Consider the following 26,277-nt stretch of genomic DNA (forward strand, 5'->3'; position numbering starts at 1 on the left):
ATTCGTCCATTGTTTGCCCTCTTCTTTAAAACAGTTTTAGACATGAATACCATCAGATTTTTGCTGGCAGTGGCATGCTGGTTATCTATTACGGGATCTGTCCATGCGCAGTTGCCCCGCTGGACACTGGCAACAGACGGAGGCATCCGCTGGACCGTAGCCGGTGCTCCTGCGCATACGGATCATATTGAAATGAGTGGCAAACAGCTTTCTGCTATTATTACCTATGGTACAAATGATCAGCAGGAGCTGCTGTTAAAGAAGCAGCTGGTGTTTCCTATGCTGCGCACCATTCCCAATAACACACATGCCAGTCTGAAAACGAATTTCGATGGTACAGAACTACCGGCTATTACGGCAAACGGCGTACCGTTGAAAGTATTACCGGAAGATTTTTATTTAAAAGGATTTCTGAGTGTACATTCCCGAACCAACACAGATCTAACGGTGACGGATGTATTATTTCCGTCGGTAGATAAAGCAGGGTTTATTCAATCACGGGAGCTGGTAAATAATGGTGCCCGTGCCTGTCGTATACAAATCGATAGCCTGGTGAGTGAACAGCATACTGCGGCAGATAAAGGTGTATACGGCGAATATGTGATCCGGTCGGAAGTAACCGGCTATGGCAGTTTTGAGCTGGCACCGGGAGAAAAGCATTCGATCGCGGTTATTTATAGCGCCCGTAAAATCAGTACGCCTGCCTATTATTTTTCGCCGGCTTATGAGCTGTTGCGCAGAACTGCTTTTGTGCAGGAGCTGATGCAGGACCTTGTACTGGAAACGCCTAATGATACCATTAACCGGGGTTTTGATTTTGCCAAGATCCGGGCTACAGAAAGTATTTATGATACTAAAGCCGGTTTGATGCATGGTCCTGGAGGCGGCGCCTATTATGCCGCCATCTGGGCAAACGATCAGGCAGAATATGCCAACCCGTTTTTCCCTTTCCTGGGTAATGCCAATGGTAATGAATCGGCGGTGAATAGTTTCCGTTTATTTGCCCGCTATATGAATGCAGCGTATCAGCCTATTCCCAGTTCTGTGATTGCTGAGGGAGATGGGTACTGGAACGGTGCCCACGACCGCGGCGATCAGGCCATGATTGCTTATGGGGCGGCACGTTTTGCGCTGGCTTCTGGTGATAAGACGATTGCAAAGCAGTTGTATCCGTTGATCAACTGGTGCCTGCAATACCTGGAGCTGCACAAAAGACCGGATGGTATTATTACTTCCGATGCCGATGAGCTGGAGGGCCGGTTTCCGGCGGGTAAGGCTAACTTATCTACCAACGCCCTGGCCTACGGCGCCTACGAGAGTGCGGCCTATCTGGCTACTGCACTCGGCGATAAGGACACCGCGGCATTGTATCATCAACGTGCAAAAAAACTGGGTAGTGATATAGAACATTTCTTCGGACATACCGTGCAGGGTTTTGATACCTATCGTTATTACGAAGAAAATACGGTGTTACGTTCGTGGATCTGTTTGCCCCTGGTAATGGGCATCAATGAACGCCGTGATGCGACCATGAGAGCGTTGCTGTCGCCATACCTGTGGACCAGCAATGGCATCCTCACCGCAGCAGGAGATCATACTTTCTGGGATCGGTCTACTTTATATGCTTTCCGCGGGCTTTTCTTTGCGGGAGCTACGGATACTACCCTGAAATACCTGGCTTATTATACGCGGCAGCGTTTACTGGGAGAGCATGTCCCTTACCCGGTAGAGGCCTGGCCGGAGGGTGATCAGCGGCATCTTTCCGCAGAAAGTGCGTTGTATTGTCGTGTGATTACGGAAGGGCTTTTTGGCATTGTGCCCACGGGATTACGTGAGTTTGATATGTGTCCGCGTTTGCCTGCCGCCTGGAATAATATGGCGTTGCGGCATATCCGGGCATTTGATGGGGATATGGATATTGTGGTAAAGCGTTCGGGTAAGCAATGGAAGGTAACGGTCATGAATAAAGGAAAAGTAGTGACTGAAAGAAATTGGAATGGGAAAGATGTGATTCCGGTGGTGTTGCCGGATTAGTCGTTAAAATTTCAACTATTAAAGAAGCTGCCTCATAACTAAATGAGACAGCTTCTCTTTTTGTTTTAACTCTGTCCTTGCTTAAATAAAAGTTATCAGCAACTGCTAATGTTTTTTATTAAACAGCAGCTTTCTCCACCAACTTTCCGCAGTTTCCGTTATATTCCAGTGAAAGCTTCGTCAGTTGCGCAGCCCATATAATAAACTTCGCCAGTATTTCTGCTGCTACTGCGCCGGTAGCCATCGTAAAGGCTCTTGCAATGATAGCAGTCAGGCCAAACCAACCTGCCGAGACTATAACGAATTTTAAAATGGGCCATAAAACCTTTTCACGATGCATTTCTGTTATAATATCGAGCCCGGAAGCAACGCCGATCGTAGTGCCGATTAAAGCGGTGATTTTTGCCAACAGCTTTGCATTCTTGACAACAATATTGTAAACTTTACCGGGAATCTGGTTGAAAGGAGAGAAAATCGGAAGCGGGAGGAATATGCCCAGAAATTTAACAGAGATGGTGAAGATAAAAGTTATCCACCAGATAGTGCAGTCAGTTACTTCTCCTATTGGACGGTCATAAATAAGTGCGTCTCCGCGAAGGCCGTGGTATATGATCTTTGTTCTTCCATTTTCATCTGTTCTTGTATAAACTTTCAGGAGATTTTCATTCTCTGATAACGTTTCTTCTGCCTGTGCATATGCTTTTTCAAATACTTCCCGGAAAGCATCTTGTTTTTCTTCATCCACCTTCCAGAAATTAACCAGGTCTGTAAATGTTTTTTCCTTATGAACAGCGGAGGATAGTTCAGGCTGATCAACAGATTTTATGACTGGAGGAGGAAGGGGGACTTCCTCCACGCTATTAAAATAGCTGGAATTGATAGGCATAGAAACACCTAGCTGGGCTTTTCTGTCTGCCAGTTCAAGGGTAGTTGTTGCAAGCATGTTGGCAGCACCACCCAGTAGTTGAACAGTATGACCCATTGAATCCATCGGTGGAGTGGTAGTGAAGTCGAAGTTGGCTACCAGTCTTGGATCGGTAATCACATCATTTAGTATCCATTGACGGAGTTCTGCCTGATCCAGGCAATCTTTCCATAAACGGACGTTTTGAAAGTAACCGATAAAGCCGATTCCGCCTATTGTCAGTTGTCCCTGATCAACATTTGCTACAGGGCTGGGAAAATATTCCGCTGTTTGCAGGTTCCCATTTACGTAGAGGCTCATCATTTTTGAATCTCCGTTATAGGAAACGGCAAAGTGATAGAAACGTTCTTCCGTGATCTGTTCCTTGGAATAGATGGCTTGTCCATCTGAATTCCGTTTTGCAATGATGCGGCTGTTGACTTTATCATACTGAATATAGTATTGCCATTGCCCGCCATTTTCAAAGGCTACCATTACGGCTATATCCGCTGTGGAGGAGGGGTTAAACCAGCCCTCAATGGTGTATGACTGATGACCGCCGAAATTATATTCCGGATAGACACCGCAATCAATAGCACCATTTTGTGTTATCCCTACCGAAGGGATATTATAAAGATAGCTGGGTGGAGGCGTACTATAGGTGATCTCAATAGCATTACCGGAGCGGTCTTCCGTCGGCATTTCCGTGAAGTCTGTCCATAAAACGAGATCAGTTCTTGTTGCCGGAGGTGGAACGACAGCAATTGAATCTTCCACGATTTCAAAAGCGCCCCGGGCCGATTTCCAAATGGCTACACGTGCCATTTGCCCCTGGAAGAAGTCTACGAAGCCGGTTTGCGCTCCATTTTTTCCGACACCGATATAGGTATACAGCTTTATGGCCTGGAAAGGAATCCCCTGTATGGCGGCACTACCTACTTCGTTTCCATCCTGGTACAGCGTGATCAATTTCCTGTCAGTATCAACAGTAACTGCCACCTGATGCCATTCGTTTAGTGATAGCGGCGTTGAAGAYGTTACCTGGAACCACTGTCCGGTATTATTTATCGCCCCGAAATACAAATGCCCGTCGGAAATAGAGAATTTGAAATAAGTGCCGTCGTGTATTGATGCATTGCAAAGGATGGTCCCTGTTGCTGTCGTTGAAAGGATCGTTGCTTCGAACGTAAACGACCCCATGTTGTTAAGGAGGTCGGATGGGAAATGAGCATACGTGTAGCCATTGAATTGAAGCGCGCTATATCCCCAGCGCATTGTTAATCCGAGATTCATAAGTGTATTTTTTGGTCCTACTCTGTTATGGTTTTTCGGTTTCACCCCCTGCTTATTGTCAAGTCAGGTAGACCTGTTTTTTTCGGTGCTGGCAGCTGCACATCCTTGTTCACAAATGTCCATCGATCTGCCGGCCTGAATAAGAGAGTAAATGAGTGTTTCTGAAAACAGGTATAAATACCTGTTTAGGGGCATAGAGCGGGTATTTATATGTGTATTTGGAGAAAATATAAAAAGAGAAGAGGCCGTCCCATAATTGAATGGGACGGCCTCTTCTCTTTTATTGTCTTTTACCTTTATTGTCCTTTACCAAAATCAGGTGCCGATTTATCGTACCAGATTCTTTGTGTGCTAAGTGTGGGAAGGTCCTGTGCATTGGGCGTAAAGCCCTGTTGCTGCATGGCGGCATTCCAGTTAGCGCGGTTTACTTCTCCCGGATCCAATAACCAGAACCGGCGAGGTATTAATTCATTAAAGGTTTCTCTGGCATAATACGCAGATACATTTTTAGGGTAGCCTGTGCGTCTGCAAAAAACATACGCTTCATTGGGCTGCCGGTAAAAACTCAGGTATTCCTGTATGTAGATGCGCTCCAGGTTATTGCTGCCATTGAATTTTACGTTGGCATTATTCAGGTAGTTGCCGATTTCTGTAGATCCATCGCCGGTATAGGCGGTAGCAGATCCTGCTGCAATGGCAATGGCATTATTGGTCTGGATAGAAGACGTAATCCCTTTTTTGTACCAGTCTTCCGCTGTACCTTTTGTATCTACACCTCCTGCATATCCTTTTTGTGTAAATTCTGCGATATAAAAACAGGTTTCTGCATACGTTACAGAAACGTCGAGGAAATTATCTTTTGACTGATTAAGTTTTGGAGAGAAGAATTTGCGATTGATCGCTGATATCAGGTTGTACCTGGTAGAAGGACCAATACTAAATGAGTTGCCGATATAAGCGGCTACGGTGGGATTGRTGGTCCAATCGGCCGGGCCTCCCTGGAACTGGATCAGCGGATCGTTTGGATTAATAAATGCAGGAAGGGTGACATGGTAGAAAGCGAGACTATCTTTATACGTACCCACCAGGTCATTTTTTTCAAAGTATACCGGTAACCGCGGATCGTTACTTTTTTTAAGGAACGTCATAATGGAAGTAGTAGCATAGCGGCGACTGCGATAATCAACGTCGGTACTACTCCCAAACGGTGAATAGGTACTGTTAAGATATTTGACCTGTGAATCGTCTCCGTTGATAGCGCCTGTCGGATCTTTTAATACTTCCTGGAAGATGGCTTTACATTTTGCATTGTCTGCATTTTCCAGTCTGGCGGCTATTCTGAGCTTCAGTGTATTGGCTAGCTTCACCCACTTCACCCAATCGCTCTGGTAAAAAATATCTGATTGAGAGTAAGTGACCTGGGTAGGCAGCGTGTTATCTGATAATACCCTGATGGCATCATTCAGTTGGGCGAGCCAATTATTAATTAAGGCAGGCTGCTCATCAAACACGGGGCTGTACATGGCATCATAGCGGCCTTCGATAGCCTGTGTATATGGAATGGAGCCATTCATATCTGTTACCTTGAGACCATGCAACACCTGTAAAATGTAGGTGACCATTTTTATTTTCTGGTACTGGTCTTTATTAGGCATGAGGTCGACCTGTTTTCTTATTTCAAAAAGATTGGGCAGAATCTGCAGGTAGTAAATATTATAGCGGGTATTTACATTACCGGTGATTTCATACGGGCTGGTGGTGACAGCCTGCGTAAAGCGCATGAGTTGTTCCATGCTTTCGTATACCCATTCTGTTCCCTGGTAGGTGATGATTTTGTCCTGCGAAAAGCTAAGGAGGAATTTAACATCCGGCTTGGCTACAAGGCTGGGGTCTGTGTTGATATCCCCGAAATTTTTGGAGCAGGAGCTGCTGCCCAGCAGTGCCAATAGTATGCAGTATTTTATAGATCGGTTTATTATATTTTTCATGGTCGTTGTTTTTAGTAAGTACAATTTTTTACCTAGAAGCCTACCCGGATCGTGCCTGCAATGGAGCGTACCATGGGCAAAAATCCTTCTTCTCCGGAAAATGCTGTATTGTTGGAGTTGTTGGATGCCGGGTTGTAATTATAAGGCAGTGAATTGTACAGGTATAATAAATCGCGTCCTACTATAGCGACACTGAGATYATTGAGCATCATTTTTTTGCAGAGCTGCGGAGAGAACTGGTAGGCCAGTGATACCTGACGCAACGAGATCCACGAGTTCTTTTTAATCCAGTAATCGGATACGCCGGTAGAAGAAGAGCCATAGCGATAGTAGAACTGTGGCGCATGGCTCGGTTCCACGTAGCCTTTATCATAAGCTTGCTGATAGGTCATACCGCCTACATTTACCTGTGTACCATTAGGCTGGGTAATCATTTGCCCTTTGGCAAATACACCATCGGGTATCACGCCGTCATCATACACCTGTTGATCGTATCCACTTTTCCAGCCAATGCCACCGTGTTCTGCATCTCTGCCGGCGAGGGTATTAGGGAATACGCCGGTATGTGTACCATAGCGGTAGGTGAGGAGTACAAAGTCTCCACCAAATTTACCATCCAGTAATAYATTCAGTGAAATATTTTTGTACCGGAAAGTATTGCCCCATCCTGCACGGAATTTGGCGTTGATATCTCCTACATCCTGCAACGTATTGCTGCGGACAGGGAACCCGGTGCGACCATCTGAACGCCAGGCCAGTTCTGGTTTGCCGTTGTTGGGGTCTGCTATTGGCTTTCCATTGGCATCAGTAGCCTGATAGGCTTTGGAGTGGATAAGTGTACGCAAGGTACCATAGGATTTACCTACTACTGCCCAGGTACTGATTTCTCCGATATTCGCTTTCAGGTCATATTCGGATCTGCCGGGGGCAAGGTCCACGATCATGTTCCTGTTAAGAGAATAATTTACATTGGTGCTCCATTCAAAGTTTTTTGTTTTAACAGGGGTACCATCGATCGTAATTTCCAGGCCACGGTTCCGGATGTTTCCGGCATTGATGATGACACCTTCCAGCCCAGATTCCGGAGGAGTGCCAATGTCCAGGATTTGTTTTTTTGTGTTGTCCTGGTATACAGAAACATCAAATCCTATCCTGTTTTTGAGGAAACGCATTTCTACGCCCAGCTCCTTGGCAATTTTTCTTTCTGGTTTCAGATTAGGCTGCAGCGCTATAATTTTACCGGTGAGCGGATCGGTATAGCGACTGTAGGTTGAGATGGGAATGTCTACGCCACGGGATTCTGTGTAGCCGTTAAATGCGAATCCGGGGTTGATGGTGAAAGGGTCTGTATCATTACCCAGCCATGCAATATTGCCTCTGAATTTACCGTAGGTAATCCATGCCGGTAGTTTAAATGTTTCTGAAAAGAGCCAGGAAAGACTTACTGCGGGATAGGTATAAAAGAAGTTACCGGTACCATTTGTATAAGTCAGTGCAGACGACCAGTCGCCCCGGAAAGTTCCCTGCAGGAATAATTGATTTTTCCAGGCCAGATCAGCGCTGGCATAAATGGAGTTGAAAGCTTTTTTGCTTTTCAGACCGCCTTGTGCAATTGGTTTATTAACAGAGTTGGCGAGGAAGTAGTTGCCTGGATAGCTCAGGCCTCCATCGGTTTTACTGTAGTTGTAGGTAGTTTGAAACCGTTGGGTTTCTCCGCCGATGTAGCCGCTGATGTCCAGGTCTTTCGTCAGACTTTTGTTGACCATTGCCATCCATTTCAGGAAATAGCTTTCTTTGCTGGTATGTCCCAGGCCATACAAGCCGCCGTTGAAATTCGGATCCTGTCCCAGTTCTTTATCTTCATTCCTGGTGTAGAGGTTATTGACATTTCCTTCCAACACCACTTTCAGCCACGGATTAATAGTAGCAGTAAGGGCTACGCGACCGCGGATGGTTTGTTCGTTCTGGAGATATTCATTTTCAAAGAGGTTGAACCAGAAGCGTGATTCCGGTGCTTTATTAGGTTCATTGGGATCTGCCGGGTTGGGTGTTCCGCCGAGGACGCTGGTATATTTATCTTTCTGCATCCAGTATTTGGTATCATAGTTACGGGGGAGCAGCCAGGTGAATAGTTTACCAAAATTATAGGAGGCGAAAGCATCGAGTCCTCCGAGTCTGGGAGGATTTCTGCCGGAGAAATCGGTGTAGTTGGCGCTGACATCGGCACTCAGCCATTTGTTGACGATATGAGTAACGTGTAAGTCTATACTATTTTTAAGCAGACTGTTTTTAGCGACAATACCTTCGCTCTGGTCGCGGGTATAAGATACCCGGAAGGTGGAGCGATCGTTGCCGCCATCGAGGGATATGTTGGTAGCGGAGCCATGGCCGGTTTGAAAGGCATCCATGAAGTTGTTGGGCTGGGCTACGTATTTGGTGGGGGTACCATCATAGTTGATCACATCCTGTCCGGCGAAGCGGGGGCCCCAGTTTTCCAGTTCCCTGCCTATCTGCCGATCGATATAAGGTTTGCCGGTAACCGGATCTGTTGGAAACATTTTTGTTCTCCAGTTTTCGGTGGGTTTGTAGTTCTGGTCACGGCTATCAGTGTAGAATGCTCCTACTGTTCCTCCGCCGTATTCATTCTGGAAATCGGGGCCGGAGTAGGGTTTAAAAACGTTCACTGTCTGACTAACGTTAATGCCTAAACCTTTTCTTTCATGTCCTTTTTTGGTAGTGATCAGGATAACACCGTTGATGGCGCGGGAGCCGTAGAGGGCGGCGGCAGAAGAGCCTTTGAGTACGGTAACGCTTTCAAAGTCTTCCATGTTCAGGTTTTTCAGGTCGTTACCAAAGTCGCGTCCTGTACCATTGAATGTATTGTTTTCAATAATCACCCCATCTATTACAAAAATGGGTTGGTTATTATTTCTCAGGGTGGAGTTACCACGTATCACGATTTTGGTGCTTCCAAAAAGGCCGCCGGCACCCTGGTCTATCTGAACACCTGCTACTTTGCCCTGGAGGGCATTTACGGGATTTACTTCATTGGTGACTGCCAGGTCGGCGCCTTTGATCTCCGTAGTGGCATATCCCAGGCTCTTTTTCGCTTTGGTGATACCCAGTGCTGTTACCACTACTTCGCCGAGTTGTTTGTTGTCTTCTACCACCGCAACGTTGATGACTGTCTGATTATTGATGGGGACTTCCTGTTTGACAAATCCAACGGCATTAAATACGAGGGTGCCATTGCCGGGTGCGTTGATGGAATAAATGCCCTGAGCATCGGTGATGGCGCCTGTTTTGGTGCCTTTCAGCAACACAGACACACCTGGAATTGCTTCTTTGTTGGCGGCGGTGACTTTACCGGTCACTTTGATGTTTTGTGCAAATGCCGCCGTGCAGCAGAGGAGAAGGTACAACGAGATAGCCCTGCGTTTGCAGGAATGTAGAAATTTCCACATACATTTTTTTTTAAAGGTTGATAAATATTTACGGCTATAGCTGAATAATTGCGTGCGATTTGCTTATTAAGTCATGGTGGCTTTTTACGGCTACATTGATAATTACAGGTATACTATTTACTGTTTCGGAAAGGGGATGTTTACATTGTCCACTATAAAGAACACTTTTATTACTTAAATGTTCGGCTGGTAGGGATAGTTTTTACCGGAAATTCCGCTTCTGTATAGGCGACTATAACAGACGTCGGGAATAATTAGTAGGCATGTGCAGTTAGTGCTGCTCCATTCAGTGAGCGATCAAGGTGGCATCTTCCTGCAGGGGAATGATTTCAGGGAGTCGGAAAATTGCGATATACCCATGGTTAAGGTACTATTCTGTCATAAAAACACTTGTTTTTTGTAAAAAATTATCAAGTATTTTCCTGAATATCCCTCTTCCGTTTTACATTTGGGGCATGAACTTACTCGGCAACATCCTATGGCTCATCTTTGGTGGCCTTGTTACCTTTCTGCAGTATATGGTCAGCGGTCTATTGCTTTGTCTGACTATTATCGGTATCCCCTTCGGACTCCAGTGTTTTAAGATAGGTTTCTTTACCCTGATGCCTTTTGGGCGGCAGGTGCGGGATGTACCTGGACAAACGGGGTGTTTGTCTACCATTTTTAACATTATCTGGATATTTATCGGGGGCATCTGGATTGCGCTGGCACATCTTGGATTTGGCTTATTACTGGCGATCACCATCATAGGGATACCCTTTGCGCGTCAGCATTTTAAGCTGATGAGCCTTAGTTTTACCCCGTTTGGCAAGGAAATCTATTAACGGTTGTGTGTGCCGCTGTTGGCATGACTATTGGTTTTCTATATTCCGGACTAAAACGGGAAATATGAAAAAGATATTATTCGCAGCAGCCGCTGTTGGTACAGCAGCATCCCTGGTTATATTATATCTCAAAAAACGTCATCAGGGAGGAAATCTATTGGAAGATGCCAAAGATGCCATGAAGGAATCGGCAGGTACCATGCGTAAATATATGCGCAAAGCAAAAAATGAGGCAGATGGCGTTTACAGTAATGCCATGGGCTGAGTTCCAGCATTTATAAAAGCAATCGAAGCGCGTCCGGTATCCGGGCGCGCTTTTTTGTGAAAGGCAAATCTGTGTTTATTCCAAATAAAAGGGTAAGTTTACAGCATAATAATTATCTCCACATATCATATCAGGATTGTCAAAAATCCGCCTTCCCCGAAAGGGAACAGGGTTTCCTTTCACTAATTTCCCCGGACTATACAAATAATTTTTCCGGCGCAACAGCGCTACGGGCAAGCTTTTGCCTTTTTAATACTTACTTGCATGACAACTACAGATAATAAAGCCATTGTATTGGCCGCATTCAAACATCTTATCGGAGAACGGAATCCGGACGTAATCGATACGTATCTGCACGATTCCTATATTCAGCACAGCCCCATGGTAAAAGACGGTAAAGCAGGGCTGCTGGAGGCATTACAGCACCTGAAGAAAATGCCGCCTCCGCCGGTCAACAGCCAATCGCCGGTGGTGCGTACCATTGCTGATGGTGACTACGTAATGGTGCATATGGATGTGGCGTTTATGGGCAAGAAAATGGCCATTGTGGACCTTTACCGCCTCGAAGAGGGGAAGCTGGCTGAACACTGGGATGCTACGCAGGAGCAACCCATATATGCTCCCGGCGATGTGACGATGACAGGGGGTACCACTACCATCAGGGATATTGGGAAGACTGGGGAGAATAAGACACTGGTAGCGGATTTTTTTCGCCACCCCCATGCCGTTTTTCTGGCGCCGGACTACATTACGCATGATCCTTTACAATTCCGGCTGGACAAGCAGTTAGCGGAGCAGGGGCCGGTAATGGTTCATCGTATTATAGGAGAAGGTGATTTTGTGTTGGTGCAGTGGACCGGAAAGCGGGGAGAGGTGTCGGCTGTTTTTTATGATATCTGCAGACTGGAAAATAATCTGCTGACAGAACATTGGCGGGTGACGCAGGTTATTCCTGCTGTTCTTCCTCATGCGAATGGGATGATATAACTACTATCGACCAGGTCGTTTTATTTCAACGGCCTGGTTAATAAAATTTTTCCTGCTTTGCCAGCATTTCAATAAAAGTAGTGATGCGTTTGGCTCTTGTTTCCGGTTTTTTTGCATTTTGTAACCTGAAATAGATAGCGAATAAATTTTGTTTATTCAGGGTATCAAAGAATGCCTGCGCTTTTTTATTTTTTTTCAGCGCTGCCATGAAATCCTCCGGGATGGTGGCCTTGCTGCCTGCAGCATATGCATTTTCCCAACGCCCGTCTGCTTTGGCTGCTTCTACCTGGGCAATGCCTGTGGGCTTCATTCTTCCTTCGGCGGTGAGGCGTTCTATATGTTTGGTGTTTTTTTCTGACCAGATGCTTTTGGCGCGTCGGGGTGTAAATTTCTGGAGGAAGGATACTTCGTCTTTCGACTTTTTTATACCGTCTATCCATCCATAACAGAGTGCTTCTTCCAGGGCCTGGTCATAATTAATGGAAGGGATTTTGGAATTTTTTTTATAGATGACCAGCCATACGCCGTCTGTTTGTGTATGATTGCTTTTTAGCCACTTCTCCCATTGCTGCTGGGTTTCGAAGGATAGTTCCGGTATTTCTTTAGGTGTTGTCATAAATATAAAGATACTGTATTGAATAGCGTGTATGCATTGGGGTTATAACTTTTTTTTAAAAAAATTTGGAAGTATTGAATTAATTCCTACTTTTGCACTCCCATTAAATGAAACGATTCCCTAGCTCAGTTGGTAGAGCAATACACTTTTAATGTATGGGTCTTGGGTTCGAGTCCCAAGGGGATCACGAAAGCGTGATACAATTTGAAAGAATGTATCACGCTTTTTTTTGCCCCCCTTTTTTATTCACCTATTAATTCCCTTTCCATCTCTTCAATGGGGTGGTAGCGCTTAAGAGATTTTACAGAGAGCTATCTTTATAAATTGCGATTTTTTTCTTGCTGGCATTACTCAAAATTATTTACATCACTCCAATTTACGATATTGGGCCTCTCCCCTGGATTATTAAAAAAAGCAGTTATGAGTTCTAAAGAAAGGTGTAAAGGTAAAAAAGAGTTTTCCGGAACATAATTTTCATCACCTGCATCCATCATTTTAAAATCCTCGTTTTCGTTTGAGGTATACCAGGAATCACCATCTCTGCTATTGGGTATATTTTTGTCGTATCTGAATGATATGTTTTCTTTATTAAGAATGGAGAAGTGTAGTATGATATTGCTTTCATCAGAAATTTCCAATTGAAAATAGCCAGTGTTGGAATACGTTAAATCATTAGTATTCAAATTTATAAATAAATCCAAAGCTTCTTTTTTCCCGATAATTTCATTGTCTATTTGATCCAGAAAAGTGGTGCGAATGCTATTCATTGTTAAATAAAAATTTAAATAATCCTAATTGCATTTTTTTAATTGTGTGGTAATAGCGCCCTGGGGTGATTAAAACCATTTTTATGTGACAATAGGTTTTAATCAGTTTAAGTTACCTATTTGCATTAGATTTAGCAAAAGGAAGTTCGATTTCTGTACCATAAGGTTCACTTGAAGATTACATAGTCGCGGGCTTTTCTTTTTTGCTCTATAATTTACTCTATAATGATTGAGTAGGGTGGTAGCCTTTACGAGGCTTTACAAAGAGCTTAACTATCCTTATGAATTTACTGAATTTTATTGATTGTAGAACATTAATACGATTGCTTTGAGCAAGTAACAGCGTATTACTGACTGAGAATCCATTGAGTTTTAAGTGAACAATTCTCTGGAGTAATTGGTTATAGTACCGAACAAGAGTAATTTCCTCCTTCTCCTTGCATAAACAAATACCAGATTAGCTCTCCTCAAACTCTTCGACTGATTGATATAAGTAATAGATCAATCAGGTATCTATCTATTGTTCTAATGTAAATAAAGGTTTATGCAAAAGCTCCTAATCGTTGGTTTAATTGTTGCAAGTTTATTGGCATGCAATAATCAGCATAGTAGAAACACGGTTAATGATTCCATTGGCGTCGTAGCTGCCACTGATACGTCTTTTAATGGTAAGTTCCCATCGGGGCCAGTCCAGAATACAACGTTGACTGAGGAGTATGTAAAATTGATTTCTAACTTTGCTTATTTATGGGCATGGCCAATGGTAAATCTCCACACCCGTAAGGTGACATTTGAAAAAGTTCCTCAGGCTTTTTACAAGGGTGGAATTGTGCCTATCTCTCCTCCGAATCGTTTATGTATGCTAACAGATTACATTCAACCTCAGGAACGGGAAGTTGCTTGCCCTAATCAGGATGTTGCATACGGATTTGGTCCTCTTGATTTTGAAAAAGACGCTGTTGTGATACAAGTGCCCGATTTTGGCGATCGTTTTTGGGTTTATCAGGTATGCGACCAACGCACTGATGGATTTGCAAATATTGGTAAGATGTACGGAACTAAACCCGGGTTTTATTTGTTGGCTGGTTCCGACTGGAAGGGGAAAGTACCTGACGGAATTGCCGGAGTATTTAAGTGTTCAACACGCTGTGGTGCCGCTATTCCACGTGTATTTTTGAATGATGATCCTGCCGATAAAAAGGCAGCACAACCAATCATTAATCAAATAACAATGTATCCGTTGAGTGAGTACGACGGGAAAATGAAGATAACGGACTGGACTCAAATACCCAAAACACCCGAAGAGAAAAGAAATAATGAAGGAGAAACGCAATGGGTCGATCCTACAATTTTCTTTGATCAGCTACCGCTGATAATGAAAGAAGTTCCACCACTACCGGGTGAGGAAGCATTATATGCGCAAATTAATTTTTTGCTGGAAGGACTGGCTAAAAATCCAAGATTGAAACAAGTGGCTACACAGGCTGTTATAGAAGCAAATGAGAAACTGATAAATCCTATTTTTCAATTTGTGAATGTTGGCTATCCCCTTAAGTATAATTGGACCACCCAAAGTAATGGCGCTCAATTTGGAACGGATTATCTGACACGAACTGCCTGCGCCAAAGCCAATATTTTTGTGAACAAGCCAAATGAAACAAAGTATTTTTATCAGGATCTTGATGCTGACGGTATAAGGTTGAACGGTAATAATAAATACACGCTAACCTTTGCAAAAGGTGAATTACCTCCTGTTAAAGGCTTCTGGTCATTGACATTATATGACCAACACCACTTTTTTGCTCCTAATGAGCTGCATCGCTATTCTCTTGGTACAAAAAATAAAGATTTGCAATTAAACGCCGATGGATCTTTAACGTTATATGTGCAGCGTGTTGCTCCTGAACAAAGTAAAATTAGTAATTGGCTTCCTGCTCCCAAAGATCAATTCTCATTATATATAAGAAGTTATTGGCCCGATGAGAGAATATTGAACGGCGGGTGGATACCTCCTGCAGTGATAGAAATGAAATAAGTATTGGAGTTTAGCTTCTTCGACTTTATAGAATCGTGGTTAGAAATAGGTAGTTTCCCAGTTTCGCCGGAACCCGCCAGATGTTCGATTGTATCACAACCGATCTTTTCGCTCACCTGCTTTGCGGTGAGCAAGATGTCAGGTTGTATCACAACCTGCTTTTTTGTGCTTTCCCTCCGAAGTCGGGAAGCTGGTCAACCTATTTAGAATTTGATGGGGTAGAGATTTTTTTGAACTTTTATTTATTTTCGAATAGATAAGTAACCCCAATAATTTTGAAAGCAATGTGTATGAGTGAAAGTGTGCGTAATGAAATGCTATGCCCCCGATGTTATTCCCCTTCGATCCAGACCAATTTTGGCAACGTGTTAGGTTAATAATCCGGGAAGTGGAGGCTTATATTTACATACAAGTAATAAAGACTTACAAAAAATAATTAGCCCATTGGATGATTAAAACTTAACTAAGTTGTATTTGCGATACTTTGTGATAACCACGTTTTTTTGACTAAATAGCTCAAATATAACAGCTTGCAAATATTGTTTCCATCTAAAAGTAGCGTATAGTAGCGGAAATATAATGTTAGCGGCAAGCAAAAAAACGACCACACTACTTGTCGCAAATAACTCTTAAAATGTCGCAATAGCCTACCTGGGTTGTAAGACGACCTAATTACTTTTGTAAAAACTAATAAAATGAGAAAGATAAAATTACAAATGAACATTTTACTTGACAATAAATGGGACAGCGGAATGTCAGACTTCAGTATTGACAATCTCAACAATGTGGACTGCATTCTGCATGGGAGAAAAACTGCGGAAGGGTTTATTCCATATTGGACTGAAGTGGCAAACAATCCCAATGATGGTGAGCACAAACTTGGAAGACGGTTTGCAGAAATTCCAAATGCAATTTTTTCAAATACCCTCAAGGACAGCAAGTGGGACAATTCAATCATTATAAATGGCAATTTAGCAGAGGCAATAAAAGCACTGAAAAATAAAGATGGGAAAGACATCATTGTATATGGTGGTGATTCATTTGTATCATCATTAATACAACATGATTTAATCGATGAGTATTATGTGCTTACAAACCCTGCTGCATTAGGTAACGGACAACAAACCTTCAATCCTTTAAAAAACGAATTAGAGTTAAAACTTGTAGCGTGTAAAGCGTTTGCCTGCGGTGCAGTTTTAGTATATTATTCAAGACAGTAATAACGTTAAAACAAGTATGCCAGCCGCTGGAGCCAGGCATCCTTTGGCTAATAAAGGAACTAAAGTAGGAGCACAAGTATATCGGGAAGATCTATTAGATATGACAGCTGAATTAAACAGTATAATAGAAATGGGAATTCCTGAGTTTCAATCCTTACCAGGATTAGTAGTGAAGCAGATTCCTGGAAGTTTGTTAAGTTCTTTCCAGGATTTGGTTACTCCTTGCCGCATTGGCTATTTTCTTTTTCTGGTCCATCTTCTTATGAGTAGAAACACCGCTGCCAGGATACCCATTAGGGTGGCCCAGGCAGCAACTTTACCCATCATAAACCCAATAGGATTGGGCTTCGGGTCGTTCCCCTGCGTTACCGCTTTTTGATCAGCTGTAAGGACAATGGAATTGAAAAATTGCTTCCTTGCCGTTTCAGTAGCCTGTTTATTTTCAGATAAGGTCCAGAAATTTAGAGCGATCAGGGTGTTATTCAGCAGTAGGATACGCACATACCTTAAATCTGGAAGCTTTGGGTTGGGGCTTGCCAGCAATTCCACTTCTATTCCTTTGAAGCCCGAGACATCAAATTCCTTTTTTTCGATCACCTTGGCGTTAAAGGACGCTACATAACCATTGATGACCCCATCATAGAATTCGGGTAGCTTATCCGACTGGAACAAGAGTTGCTCCGCATCAATAGGTCTGTTGATCACCGAATACATGGCCGAGGAATCAACGGCCTGGATAACCGAATTTCCCTGCGTTTCGGATGTAAAGGGTTTTTGAGGAAATGAAACGGAAACCAGGTTCGCTATATTTTCTTTATACAGGTTTTGCCCAAACAATTGGTATCCGTTACATAAAAAGAGCAAGATAAGAATATGGCGTTTCATAAGAGCGACTTTAATGAAGGATTACCTAATATAATCTATTTTTTGCGTATGGCTGGCCTATGTGCGCTATAATGGTTATTTTCACTACACTGGAATAGCATCTAACTCATACCAGTGCAATGGGAACCAGGAAGGATTGCTATTAAATGCTAATGTTAGTCTGTGATTTGTTTCTAACGATGGCGGAACAGATGATATCAACGGCTTAAAAGAAAAAGGCGGAATCCACTATATTGCAAGTGGAAAAATAATAGGGCTAATGGACCCATATAAATAGAAAATAAGTTAGGAATTACCCATAATATAAAACATAATGACAAAATTTATATTTACAGTATTATTGACGGCAAGCCTTAATAGCTGTGCACAGGAATCAAAAAGGAAAGCAATGACAGGTGAACAAAGAATAGAATATCTTTCTAATAAAGTTCAGAAATTTGACATTGAACCTATTTACGAATTAGATATTCAATCTGCATTTAGCTTCAGGGTAATGGTAAACGGGGTTCCTGTTTACTCAAACTTTGATGTAATTCCGGGAATAGCAAGAATGAATATTAATTCATCGATTCTTAAAAGTGGGAAACAAAATATTGAAGTTGAGCTTTATCCTGGATATGACCATAATGGAATTCAAAAAAGCTACCTTAACAATGGTGAGAATTTTATTCTGAAAGTAGAAAAAGCCGAATGGAATAAGGAAGGTTCAACAGAAACACCGGAAGATGTACTTGAGTTTAAAAATAATGATAAAAATATTGACTACTCAAAATTAACAGAATTTAAAACCAATCTCAGTTTCGATGCTTCGGTGCCTTATAAAATGAAAGGATGGGAGCAAGGGGAAGACTTGTCTACATTGAATCAACAAGACTTAGAATTAAAAGTAGTCCGCTTTTATGAAAATACTGTTGCAGCGCTTAAAGATAAAGATTATGACTATTTGAATACTATTTTTTTAAACGCGGACTCAGAATGGTACCAGGCAGAGTATTTTGCTAAAGATATCATAACAGAACTTCAATCAGGTAAGGGCAGAAAGGGAAAGTCCGTATCTACAAAACGCTCGAATTCAGATAAATATTCACAAACTTTTTATCCTATAGAAAATTATACCATGAAACTTTATGCGAATAACAGATTAGTTAGATTAGAACCGAAAGAAGGTTTTAGTCGTGGCGAGTCTTTATTGGGCTATAATGATATCGATAAAAATGGGACGAAAAGAAATACTTTTATAGATATGTTGCTATACATTCCAAAGGGAACACAAAGCCTACAAATCATTAGATAACGAGTGTTTTTATTTCCAGATGACTTCCAGCTCCTTACTTTCTTTTCTTAAATTGTAATAGCTACTGCTTAACCATACAAAAATCCGTGTACTGTCAGATCAAGTAGCAGCTATTACAATTTACTGTTTGGGGTATCTTTTATGGTACCGCCAATAATTGTTCTCAAAGGCAAAAAAATAAAACCGCCGTAGCGTTTCATACTAATTATTTCTATTCATACGATCAAAAACGGCACAGGCCGTGTTCGTTTGTCTGACAATTCGCCTGCCATGTATAACATACGACCAGACGGGTTTGCCATGGTTGCGCCGGTGCGATGAGCGCTGGTTCTTCAAGTTGATGGGATCTTGAAAGAGAGGCAATTTTTATCTTCTCTAACTTCAGAGTTTTGGATGATCTCTTTTTCATGTTGATAAATTTTGTAAAGTGAAAAATTGGGTTAAGTCTATAAATTTATTAAAGTATGGACATCTGTCATTTGACTATCTATCAGAGATAGAAAATAAGAAAAAAGGCCCTATTTCCCAAATAAGAAAATATCCATTTTACGTCAAGAAGATTGCATTAGGAGACAGATGGCGTGATTTTTAATTTTAACCTGGTAATTTGATTAATTAACACTTATCCCAAATTCACGTGTGATATTCTTATTACTGACAAAAGAAGAAAGAGAAAAATGTCAGCTTTAGTAATTCCGGCACTTCGTTAAAACTTCCTGCGGAATGATCTTCATAAACCACTTTGCGAAGCTGAATATAATTCACCTCACAATATCCACGCAATACTATTCCTGGTTACACTGTGAATAACTTTTTTCAGCCTGTTTATCAGTACCAGCGCGCACATATAAAGCATTCTAATACAACTGGAACTACTGCGGCTGGATTGCTGTAGCCATCCTTAGTTTTATGAGAGAATGTGCGATGACCATGTCAGTATAAGAGCAAAACCTACTTTTATCTGTTTCGGAAAACCTATTAAAACAGCACATTTTCGTGAATACACTATTGTTTAATAATTAACCATATTATTTATGAGAGAAGCCATTTTAGCGTGTTAATCCCCTAGTAGAAAGTATCAGAAATGATGTGAATTACCTAATCATACACCACTTGCAAAGGCGGACAGTTACCCGTATATACAGTATAACCCTTCTACATACGGTCTAAACACCTGAGTCCGAAAATTACAGCCATAAGTATGTTAATGTCAGGAAGGCTAACAATGCCCGCGCCCTGACGTTGCGATCATTTATTGACTTTAAAACCCGATATAACCATGCAAAATGTATCCTACAAGCTATCGGTAGATGGTAAGACATTCCAATCTACCGATTTAGAAAACCCATTATTTGAATGCGAGATGTTGATAGAGGATCTTAAAAAAGGTGCTGATGAACGGGAACAGGCCCGGGCTCAGGAAGATCCTCTTCTTTCCCAGCAACTAAATTTTAAATGGGAAAAAGAATTCCAGCAAATCCGTTCCCTGGTTAAGACGTACCAGCGTGAATTCAGTCTGGATGATCTCTCCTCTATTTTTGCTATCAACACCACAAAAATTGAAGACCTGAATCTGCATCGTATCTGGCTCGGCGGGGATCTCTCAAATCTATCCAGGCAAGCCATCTACCAATGGGAGCAGCTTATCCGGCATGTCCATCAGCATCATCAAAAAAACATTCAGTCATACCTCTGGATCTGGGATGAGGACCAACTGTCGAACAGCCCTCATTTTGTTTCAGATAAAACAGCCTTTCCGGGTGATGCCATTGTTGGAGCCTATTGTTTTGGACCGGTGAAACTATGGGTGCGCTCCTTATCCCTGATGCTTAAAAGAGAAAAGCCTCATTTATGGGAGCATTTCAATCTCCTCTATGCGGGAGGTTATTATGTTAATCTATCGGATTATACCAGGTTTTTTATCCTGGAGAGGGAAGGAGGTATTTATATAGATGTAGATACGATCCCTCATAAATACAGCGCCATCATGTTGCGTTTTCCGGAAGTTCCTGCAGGCACGGTGCTCAGTTGCCTGAATTCCTTTCGGGATGAGGATGGCTTTATTTTGGCGGCGGCAGAGGATCCCTTCATGCACGACATGAGACGACATTTGGACGCGCATATTGCCGGAATTGAAAAGCGTCATCTGCGGGACCCTTTGCAAAGAGAAAGAGTAGAGCGGGATTTCTTTAACAGCTTTTATGAAATCTGGAGCAGCGCTTTAACCCAAAGGATATTGGATTACAGTTCTTTTTTTGACCGCTACTCCATTTTAGGCCCTATGGAAAGAGAGGAGATTCCAATTGGAATATTTGGTATGCGCGTCTTGTTTGAAGCGCGTCTTGGGAATGAACTGGTGCCGCTGACGGCGGAAGAAAAAGCACATTATGACGCTGTAATCCAGTGTCTGGAACAGTTCGAATGGTCATTGCCGAACGCCCTCGATCTGGAGAAACACATTTCATTATTGAAAAACGAGGAAAGACTCCGCGTGGTTTACTTTACACAATTGCGCAATACAGATGACCTGTTTAATTATTACTCGGTCAATTCAAAAGATCCCGAATTGGATCGTGTGAACAACCTTTTCGCACAATATTTGGTTGCACACAATGCAGCACAGATCCGCCAGGGTAATTTCTGGTTTCCGTTGCAGGACAAGCCCGCAGATCGAACGTTTACAGCCCGCAAACAGAAGCCTCACAAAGTTTTTTGGATGAAGGGAGATCGGGCGGCTGAAGAAGATCAGCAGCGCCTTGGGAAGCTGCTTTATAGCACTGGCTACTACATTGATTATTATTCATTCCGGAATAAACCCGGGTATAATTTTGAAACACTTTACCGTAAGCAGAATGTAGAACCCTTTCTTCCTCATTTTGAACTCTGTTACAATGTTGACGGAGAATGGATAGGCGCTTTCCGCCCCGAACTTTTTACAGCGCAGGAAAATAACGAAGTCCGGATCAAAGACGACTTTCATTACCGGGATGAAATGAGAGAAGTGGAGGAAAATTACCTTCGGTTTCTCAACATCCATCAACAGAACGGGGATTGTTCTATTCATTCTGTTATTATCGATCCCAGGTTGCAGGGGCAAGGTTATTTTCATTCTATGTTTGAGCATATGATCCAGATTGCTCAAAAGTGGGAATGCCGGCGTCTGACCCTCACCGTCTGGGAAAACAACCCTGCATCCCGGCTTTACCAACGTTTGGGTTTTGTTTGTCAGGGCGGATCCGACCACCTCTATCCGCTCTTTTTTGAYCGCCTTTTGTTTTTAACCTATGACCTTAAACGTTCTTAAGGTGTCAGGATCCTAAGGCTACTTTCTAACCTTCATTTAACACAAAGAAAAATATGATGCAAGCTCAAAGAAATGAGAACGCGGTTGGCAAGAACACCCCGGCGGAACGTAATCCCTCCACGAACGTGGTCTTTTCATCTAAGCTCAATGACCGTATTAAGCAACCTTCACTTCAGGTGCTTTCAGAAGAGGACTGGAGGGGCTGGATCCAACATGGTTATGTTGTAGTTAAAGCCGCTATTTCTCCTGAACAAGCTGATAAAACGGCACAGGCCATCTGGGATTTTGAAGAGCTGGATCCTTCAGCTCCTCCCACCTGGTATCCTGAAGAAAAAGTTGCTTTAAAAAAAGAGTATAAGAGTTTTAACAGCGGCATGGTAGAACTCTACCATCACCAAACGCTTTGGGACAACCGGCAAACACCCCGTGTTTATAAAGCTTTTGCAGATGTATGGGGACAGGAAGATCTTTGGGTAACAATTGACCGGGTGAATTTAAATTTACCCCCCTATCCCGGGCTCTCTTTTGATATGGTCAAACACTGGGACTATGACCCGGAGAACAGCTCTGACAATGTACAGGGAGTGCTTTCTTTGTCGGATCAGACAGATCTTTCTGTGGGTGGTTTTACCTGCTATCCGGCTATCTTCCGGAAAGAAGATTTCCAACTTTGGAAAGCACGGCAGCCGGAAGGATGGAATTGGTATCGACCTGACGTATCTGACCTGGCGCAAACCCCTGTCGCTTTAGGGAAAGGAGATTTATTGATCTTTAACAGCCGCCTTTGCCATGGTATCAGGCAGAATGTTTCTTTGGATAAAGCGCGTATTGCCCAATATATTTCTATGTCTCCGGCACAGGAAAGCAATGAGGAGTTGCGTCAATGGCGTATCCAGGCCTGGGAAAAACGAGAAGCTCCTAAAGGATATTCTTTTTACGGAGATCCCCGTCACTGGGAAAGGGATCGTCAGGAAACAGCCAGGCTTACGGCCCTGGGAGAAAAACTCCTGGGAAAACGCTTCTGGATTTCATAGTCTCCTCCTGCATAGGAAAGACATCTCCGGTTTATTTATCCACTTCAGATAGTATTTGCATTTATGACAACTTTAAAGTGCCCTATTATACCCGAAGCCATTCCTGCTTATCAACCGTTCACCTGGAAGATATTTGTTTTTTTGGTGGCTTTGGTGCTGTTCGAGTTTTCAGTTTATATCAGTAACTCCATGGTGCAGCCCTGCATGCTTCGCATTGTCACAGAGTTTCACGCTCCCGAAGCATGGTTGGCCTCTTCGGCCAGTGCTTTTCTGTTGGGAGCAGCTTTGTTCCAGGTGTTTTATGGTCAGCTGACTGATCGTTTTGGACGACGGCCGGTCATGATTGGGGGCGGCTGTCTTTTCATCCTGGCCTGCCTGGCAGCGCTTTGGGCTTCCAATATCCAGAGCTTTGCCTTTCTGCGCGTTTTGCAGGGCTCTGGCATGTGTTTGATTGCAGCAGTAGGCTATGTGGCAGTGCAGGAGGCCTTCCCTGAAAAGAAAGCCGTTACAGTGATTGCATTGATGACCAATGTTGCCCTGCTTTCTCCGGTAGTAGGACCAATTTCAGGTGCTTTTTTGATGGAGTTTACCAATTGGCGGTGGGTTTTTGGCTTAATCATTATCCTGTCCGGTCTCTCACTTTGGGGACTATACCTATTTATGCCTGAAACGCTGCCTGTTTTAAGTCGTAGCTCCAGTTTATCCTTTTCAAAACTGGCCCGGGACTATGGTGAACTCTTTCGATATTCTTTTTTCCTGCAAAACGCGTTTGCTGTGCCCACCCTGATGCTTCCTGTTTTTGCGTGGAGCGCGCTGGCGCCCAAATTGATTATGGTGGATCAGGGGCTGTCGCCTTTGAATTATGCCTTGATCCAGATTCCCATCTTTCTCAGTCTGATTGCAGGAAACGTGATCCTCGCATGGAAAACGCGTGTTTGGCCCCTGGGGAAATCGGTGATCCTCGCTTTGCCCATTTTAGCGTTGGGTCTGGTGTTGCTATGGATAGCAGCGTGGTACGGGCAGCGCACTTTCCTGATTGGAGCGATGGCTTTTTTTACCCTGGGACAAGGCATGTCCTGTGGTATTTTGATGCGATTTGCTTTAATGGAAAGTCATATGACAAAAGGAACAGTGGCTTCTGCTATCAGCCTGATCACCTTATCTTTTTACTTTATCGGCATCCAGATTTCCAATCTGGTTGTTCTCAGGTGGGGGCTTTGGGGATTTTGGGCGATAGTTTTTTGCTCTCTTACTGCTTATGGTTTTTTGTTGCGCCCCGTTCTTCGCAGGAATATGGAGAGGAGGAGAGAGAAGCCGGAAGACCATTAGTACGTTGGGCGGATCAATATAATTAAGTAGCGAAGGTGTTAGGCATCAGCCTACTAAAATACTATTATTGATGACTAATTAAATGGTTCGATTTTATGTACCATAAGGATCACTATCAGGAGTAAAAGTAAATACTCTGACGTAATTAAAACCTTGTAGAATATGCTTCTACAAGGTTTTTTGTGTTTAGTGGTAACGTTGTGAAAAGATAAATAAGGATGGAAATTACAACATCAGATTAGTGGAAACCAGATTATTACGTAGTGATATGCGGATGAGTGAAATTGCCTGTGAACTTAGGTTTACGGACGAAAGTCATCTGAACTGTATTTATAAAAGGTACAATGGAGTAAGTCCCGGTGAAACGCAGCAGCGTATTGCATATGCAAATATTCGCGCAGTTATGGTCAATAAAGCATTAGTTGTTCTCTGTCTTAATCCCAAATTTTACTAGTGGTAATTAACATTAGTCGAGAGTATACCATCCAGGTTGGAGAGCAAGTCGCCTGGGCATTTTCTGAATATTGGACCGAGAAGCAAATTTCCCCTGAAGTGTATTTCATTATTGCAGCATATCATGGCTGTTGGAAGGATATGCCAAAATAGCCAACGCGTTAATAATGCTGTTATCAAGCTTGTCTGAAACATAATTAAAGTGAATCCAGGTTATGTATTACAATGGAGTGAGGCTGCTGTCTAAATTATTGCTGCAGGTAAAAAAGACATTCATTATTATAACGAATGTGAAAAGAGTCAAAGCAAAACGTAAGCTCCTGAGGGAAATCAGGATTGCCAATGAAATTTTAATGAACAATTCTGAAGAATCTGTTACTAAACAATCTGTTTTTGTGGAAGAGAGCTCCCGTCACTGTTTGTTCGCTATTGAGTTTAGTCTGAATTGACCGGGTGAATAGGGAGGGATTTAAAGTAATTGGTAAAAGAGATTGATGGATAGGCTGACTCCTGCTATTTTGGATAGTTTGATGATCGGGTATGCATTATGTAGATTCTGTCGAGGCTATGCTTAGCACCCGCTTAGTACCTATAGAAACGGTGCAGTAGAGGTGGACTTGATGCGGGGATGACGTCCGGATGTGTAACCGGGATGAAATTGATTCAGCAAATGGATAGAGGTGAGAAGTGGCCATAGCAGGGCTGCTTCAGTGCTATGCTGTAGCTGCGGAAAGAGATGTACTATTGAAAGAAAGCAGGTATAAAGGGTTTATTTATCAAAATATCTCCGGGGGCAAGATCGCTTTATTCCAGTTGAATGACAGCTGGATATGTGTATGTATAGGCGAGTTTGGGAAGCAATTTCGTCCGCTTTGGATAAGTACGTTTATGAGCATATTTGAGCACCTGTGGGGCTGCCACCGCAATAATATCGGCGGCCATGTATTTTCTGTTGCCTGATGGGCCAGCCTTGTACATCGCTCTTACCTGGAAAACCACTACCAGTGAACCCTGCCCGGGTACATCCAGCGAAACATTTGTTTCCTGGAAAGTGGTATCGGGTTCTATCATCAGCGTAACCGTTTCACTACCCGCCACCTGACGAGATCTAAAATCAATACGCGTTGCGATTACTTTTACTTCCAGTGCAGTAATACCTTTATACCCGTCGATGGTTTGTGCGGGAATATTTAATACTCCGTTAGGGAAAAGCCGGGGAGCTACCGTAAGGAAACGATCTACGCCGGTATGCTGATTGAAGCGGAAGCCTGTCAGGGCCTCGTGATGATCGCCGGCAGCAATGAGCAGTTTGTTGAGACGATTGATGTGGCCGCCGTCACAGGGGATATCCAGGTTGCCATAGAAAGCATGCCGGATAAAAGCGCCTTTCCTGCTGGCGATGCCAAAGCGCCGGGACGCGCGACGGGTAGCAGCCGTTTGCTGCACGCTTTCAGGCATGCTGYGCAGGAAGTAGTTGCCATTGCGCTTATACCCAATGAGAGGGCCGAGTTTTCCCGTAAAGGGAATGATGGACATTTGTTTTGCCATGAGAGATTATTTTGATTACTATAAATATAACAT

Annotated in this window: 18 protein-coding genes and 1 tRNA gene; 12 read left to right on the top strand and 7 right to left on the bottom strand. The window is 43.1% G+C overall.

The window, feature by feature from the left end:
- Positions 1–42: 42 nt before the first annotated feature.
- Entirely contained in the window at positions 43–2,034 is a 1,992-nt protein-coding gene (locus AC1DP6_RS11740; RefSeq protein ID WP_477054971.1) for a glucosidase family protein, read from the top strand.
- A gap of 118 nt (positions 2,035–2,152) precedes the next feature.
- On the opposite strand, the gene AC1DP6_RS11745 is transcribed toward AC1DP6_RS11740, so the two are convergent.
- From AC1DP6_RS11745 to AC1DP6_RS11755, 3 genes are all read right to left on the bottom strand, one after another.
- The gene (locus AC1DP6_RS11745) at positions 2,153–4,231 is read right to left on the bottom strand and encodes a LamG domain-containing protein (RefSeq protein WP_477054972.1); all 2,079 of its coding nucleotides are present in this window, start codon (positions 4,229–4,231) and stop codon (positions 2,153–2,155) included.
- Between the two features lie 296 nt (positions 4,232–4,527).
- Positions 4,528–6,219: a SusD/RagB family nutrient-binding outer membrane lipoprotein gene (locus AC1DP6_RS11750; protein WP_477054973.1), complete on the bottom strand. Its 1,692-nt coding sequence runs from the start codon at positions 6,217–6,219 to the stop codon at positions 4,528–4,530.
- A gap of 32 nt (positions 6,220–6,251) precedes the next feature.
- Positions 6,252–9,683 (bottom strand): SusC/RagA family TonB-linked outer membrane protein, encoded by a 3,432-nt coding sequence (locus AC1DP6_RS11755; RefSeq protein WP_477054974.1) that lies wholly within the window; start codon positions 9,681–9,683, stop codon positions 6,252–6,254.
- Positions 9,684–10,138: 455 nt separating this feature from the next.
- On the opposite strand from AC1DP6_RS11755, the gene AC1DP6_RS11760 reads away from it, so the two are divergent.
- The 3 genes from AC1DP6_RS11760 (at position 10,139) to AC1DP6_RS11770 (ending at position 11,759) form a co-directional block, all read left to right on the top strand.
- Positions 10,139–10,507, top strand: coding sequence for a YccF domain-containing protein (locus AC1DP6_RS11760; protein WP_441575227.1), 369 nt, complete (start codon positions 10,139–10,141; stop codon positions 10,505–10,507).
- Between the two features lie 64 nt (positions 10,508–10,571).
- Positions 10,572–10,772, top strand: a complete 201-nt coding sequence (locus AC1DP6_RS11765) for a hypothetical protein (protein WP_477054975.1) — start codon at positions 10,572–10,574, stop codon at positions 10,770–10,772.
- Positions 10,773–11,036: 264 nt separating this feature from the next.
- Entirely contained in the window at positions 11,037–11,759 is a 723-nt protein-coding gene (locus tag AC1DP6_RS11770; protein WP_477054976.1) for a nuclear transport factor 2 family protein, read from the top strand.
- 37 nt (positions 11,760–11,796) lie between these two features.
- Here AC1DP6_RS11770 and AC1DP6_RS11775 read toward each other — a convergent pair whose 3' ends face one another.
- Complete coding sequence (locus tag AC1DP6_RS11775; protein ID WP_477054977.1) at positions 11,797–12,375, bottom strand: YdeI/OmpD-associated family protein; 579 nt, start codon at positions 12,373–12,375, stop codon at positions 11,797–11,799.
- A gap of 114 nt (positions 12,376–12,489) precedes the next feature.
- Here AC1DP6_RS11775 and AC1DP6_RS11780 point away from each other — a divergent pair.
- Positions 12,490–12,562: transfer RNA gene (locus AC1DP6_RS11780), tRNA-Lys, on the top strand.
- Positions 12,563–12,722: 160 nt separating this feature from the next.
- Here the strand turns inward: AC1DP6_RS11780 and AC1DP6_RS11785 are convergent.
- A complete protein-coding gene (locus AC1DP6_RS11785) occupies positions 12,723–13,142 on the bottom strand; it encodes a hypothetical protein (protein WP_477054978.1) in 420 nt (139 codons plus the stop codon).
- A 544-nt stretch (positions 13,143–13,686) separates the two neighbouring features.
- Here AC1DP6_RS11785 and AC1DP6_RS11790 point away from each other — a divergent pair.
- Together AC1DP6_RS11790 and AC1DP6_RS11795 are read left to right on the top strand one after the other, a co-directional pair.
- Positions 13,687–15,177, top strand: coding sequence for a DUF1254 domain-containing protein (locus tag AC1DP6_RS11790; RefSeq protein ID WP_477054979.1), 1,491 nt, complete (start codon positions 13,687–13,689; stop codon positions 15,175–15,177).
- A gap of 695 nt (positions 15,178–15,872) precedes the next feature.
- Positions 15,873–16,397, top strand: coding sequence for a dihydrofolate reductase family protein (locus AC1DP6_RS11795; protein WP_477054980.1), 525 nt, complete (start codon positions 15,873–15,875; stop codon positions 16,395–16,397).
- Positions 16,398–16,631: 234 nt separating this feature from the next.
- On the opposite strand, the gene AC1DP6_RS11800 is transcribed toward AC1DP6_RS11795, so the two are convergent.
- Positions 16,632–17,282: a hypothetical protein gene (locus tag AC1DP6_RS11800; RefSeq protein ID WP_477054981.1), complete on the bottom strand. Its 651-nt coding sequence runs from the start codon at positions 17,280–17,282 to the stop codon at positions 16,632–16,634.
- Positions 17,283–17,595: 313 nt separating this feature from the next.
- Here AC1DP6_RS11800 and AC1DP6_RS11805 point away from each other — a divergent pair, with 313 nt between their 5' ends.
- The 5 genes from AC1DP6_RS11805 (at position 17,596) to AC1DP6_RS11825 (ending at position 25,145) form a co-directional block, all read left to right on the top strand.
- Positions 17,596–18,576 carry a hypothetical protein gene (locus tag AC1DP6_RS11805; protein ID WP_477054982.1) on the top strand — a complete coding sequence of 327 codons (981 nt, stop codon included), beginning with the start codon at positions 17,596–17,598 and terminating at the stop codon, positions 18,574–18,576.
- Positions 18,577–19,855: 1,279 nt separating this feature from the next.
- Complete coding sequence (locus tag AC1DP6_RS11810; RefSeq protein ID WP_477054983.1) at positions 19,856–21,880, top strand: GNAT family N-acetyltransferase; 2,025 nt, start codon at positions 19,856–19,858, stop codon at positions 21,878–21,880.
- A gap of 53 nt (positions 21,881–21,933) precedes the next feature.
- A complete protein-coding gene (locus AC1DP6_RS11815) occupies positions 21,934–22,914 on the top strand; it encodes a phytanoyl-CoA dioxygenase family protein (RefSeq protein WP_477054984.1) in 981 nt (326 codons plus the stop codon).
- 63 nt (positions 22,915–22,977) lie between these two features.
- Complete coding sequence (locus AC1DP6_RS11820; protein WP_477054985.1) at positions 22,978–24,243, top strand: MFS transporter; 1,266 nt, start codon at positions 22,978–22,980, stop codon at positions 24,241–24,243.
- 668 nt (positions 24,244–24,911) lie between these two features.
- Positions 24,912–25,145, top strand: coding sequence for a hypothetical protein (locus AC1DP6_RS11825; RefSeq protein ID WP_477054986.1), 234 nt, complete (start codon positions 24,912–24,914; stop codon positions 25,143–25,145).
- A 355-nt stretch (positions 25,146–25,500) separates the two neighbouring features.
- Here the strand turns inward: AC1DP6_RS11825 and AC1DP6_RS11830 are convergent, their stop codons facing one another.
- Positions 25,501–26,244: a hypothetical protein gene (locus tag AC1DP6_RS11830; RefSeq protein WP_477054987.1), complete on the bottom strand. Its 744-nt coding sequence runs from the start codon at positions 26,242–26,244 to the stop codon at positions 25,501–25,503.
- Positions 26,245–26,277 lie beyond the last annotated feature (33 nt).

The sequence above is a fragment of the Chitinophaga sp. 01L420 genome, from assembly GCF_056399985.1.

Excerpts from the sequence above, each read along its gene's own strand:
- AC1DP6_RS11795 (WP_477054980.1), top strand. The coding sequence starts at position 15,873 with ATGAGAAAGATAAAATTACAAATGAACATTTTACTTGACAATAAATGG.
- AC1DP6_RS11785 (WP_477054978.1), bottom strand. The coding sequence starts at position 13,142 with ATGAATAGCATTCGCACCACTTTTCTGGATCAAATAGACAATGAAATT.
- AC1DP6_RS11805 (WP_477054982.1), top strand. The coding sequence starts at position 17,596 with ATGACAAAATTTATATTTACAGTATTATTGACGGCAAGCCTTAATAGC.
- AC1DP6_RS11775 (WP_477054977.1), bottom strand. The coding sequence starts at position 12,375 with ATGACAACACCTAAAGAAATACCGGAACTATCCTTCGAAACCCAGCAG.
- AC1DP6_RS11825 (WP_477054986.1), top strand. The coding sequence starts at position 24,912 with ATGTATTACAATGGAGTGAGGCTGCTGTCTAAATTATTGCTGCAGGTA.
- AC1DP6_RS11770 (WP_477054976.1), top strand. The coding sequence starts at position 11,037 with ATGACAACTACAGATAATAAAGCCATTGTATTGGCCGCATTCAAACAT.
- AC1DP6_RS11765 (WP_477054975.1), top strand. The coding sequence starts at position 10,572 with ATGAAAAAGATATTATTCGCAGCAGCCGCTGTTGGTACAGCAGCATCC.
- AC1DP6_RS11800 (WP_477054981.1), bottom strand. The coding sequence starts at position 17,282 with ATGAAACGCCATATTCTTATCTTGCTCTTTTTATGTAACGGATACCAA.
- AC1DP6_RS11815 (WP_477054984.1), top strand. The coding sequence starts at position 21,934 with ATGATGCAAGCTCAAAGAAATGAGAACGCGGTTGGCAAGAACACCCCG.
- AC1DP6_RS11760 (WP_441575227.1), top strand. The coding sequence starts at position 10,139 with ATGAACTTACTCGGCAACATCCTATGGCTCATCTTTGGTGGCCTTGTT.
- AC1DP6_RS11790 (WP_477054979.1), top strand. The coding sequence starts at position 13,687 with ATGCAAAAGCTCCTAATCGTTGGTTTAATTGTTGCAAGTTTATTGGCA.
- AC1DP6_RS11740 (WP_477054971.1), top strand. The coding sequence starts at position 43 with ATGAATACCATCAGATTTTTGCTGGCAGTGGCATGCTGGTTATCTATT.
- AC1DP6_RS11820 (WP_477054985.1), top strand. The coding sequence starts at position 22,978 with ATGACAACTTTAAAGTGCCCTATTATACCCGAAGCCATTCCTGCTTAT.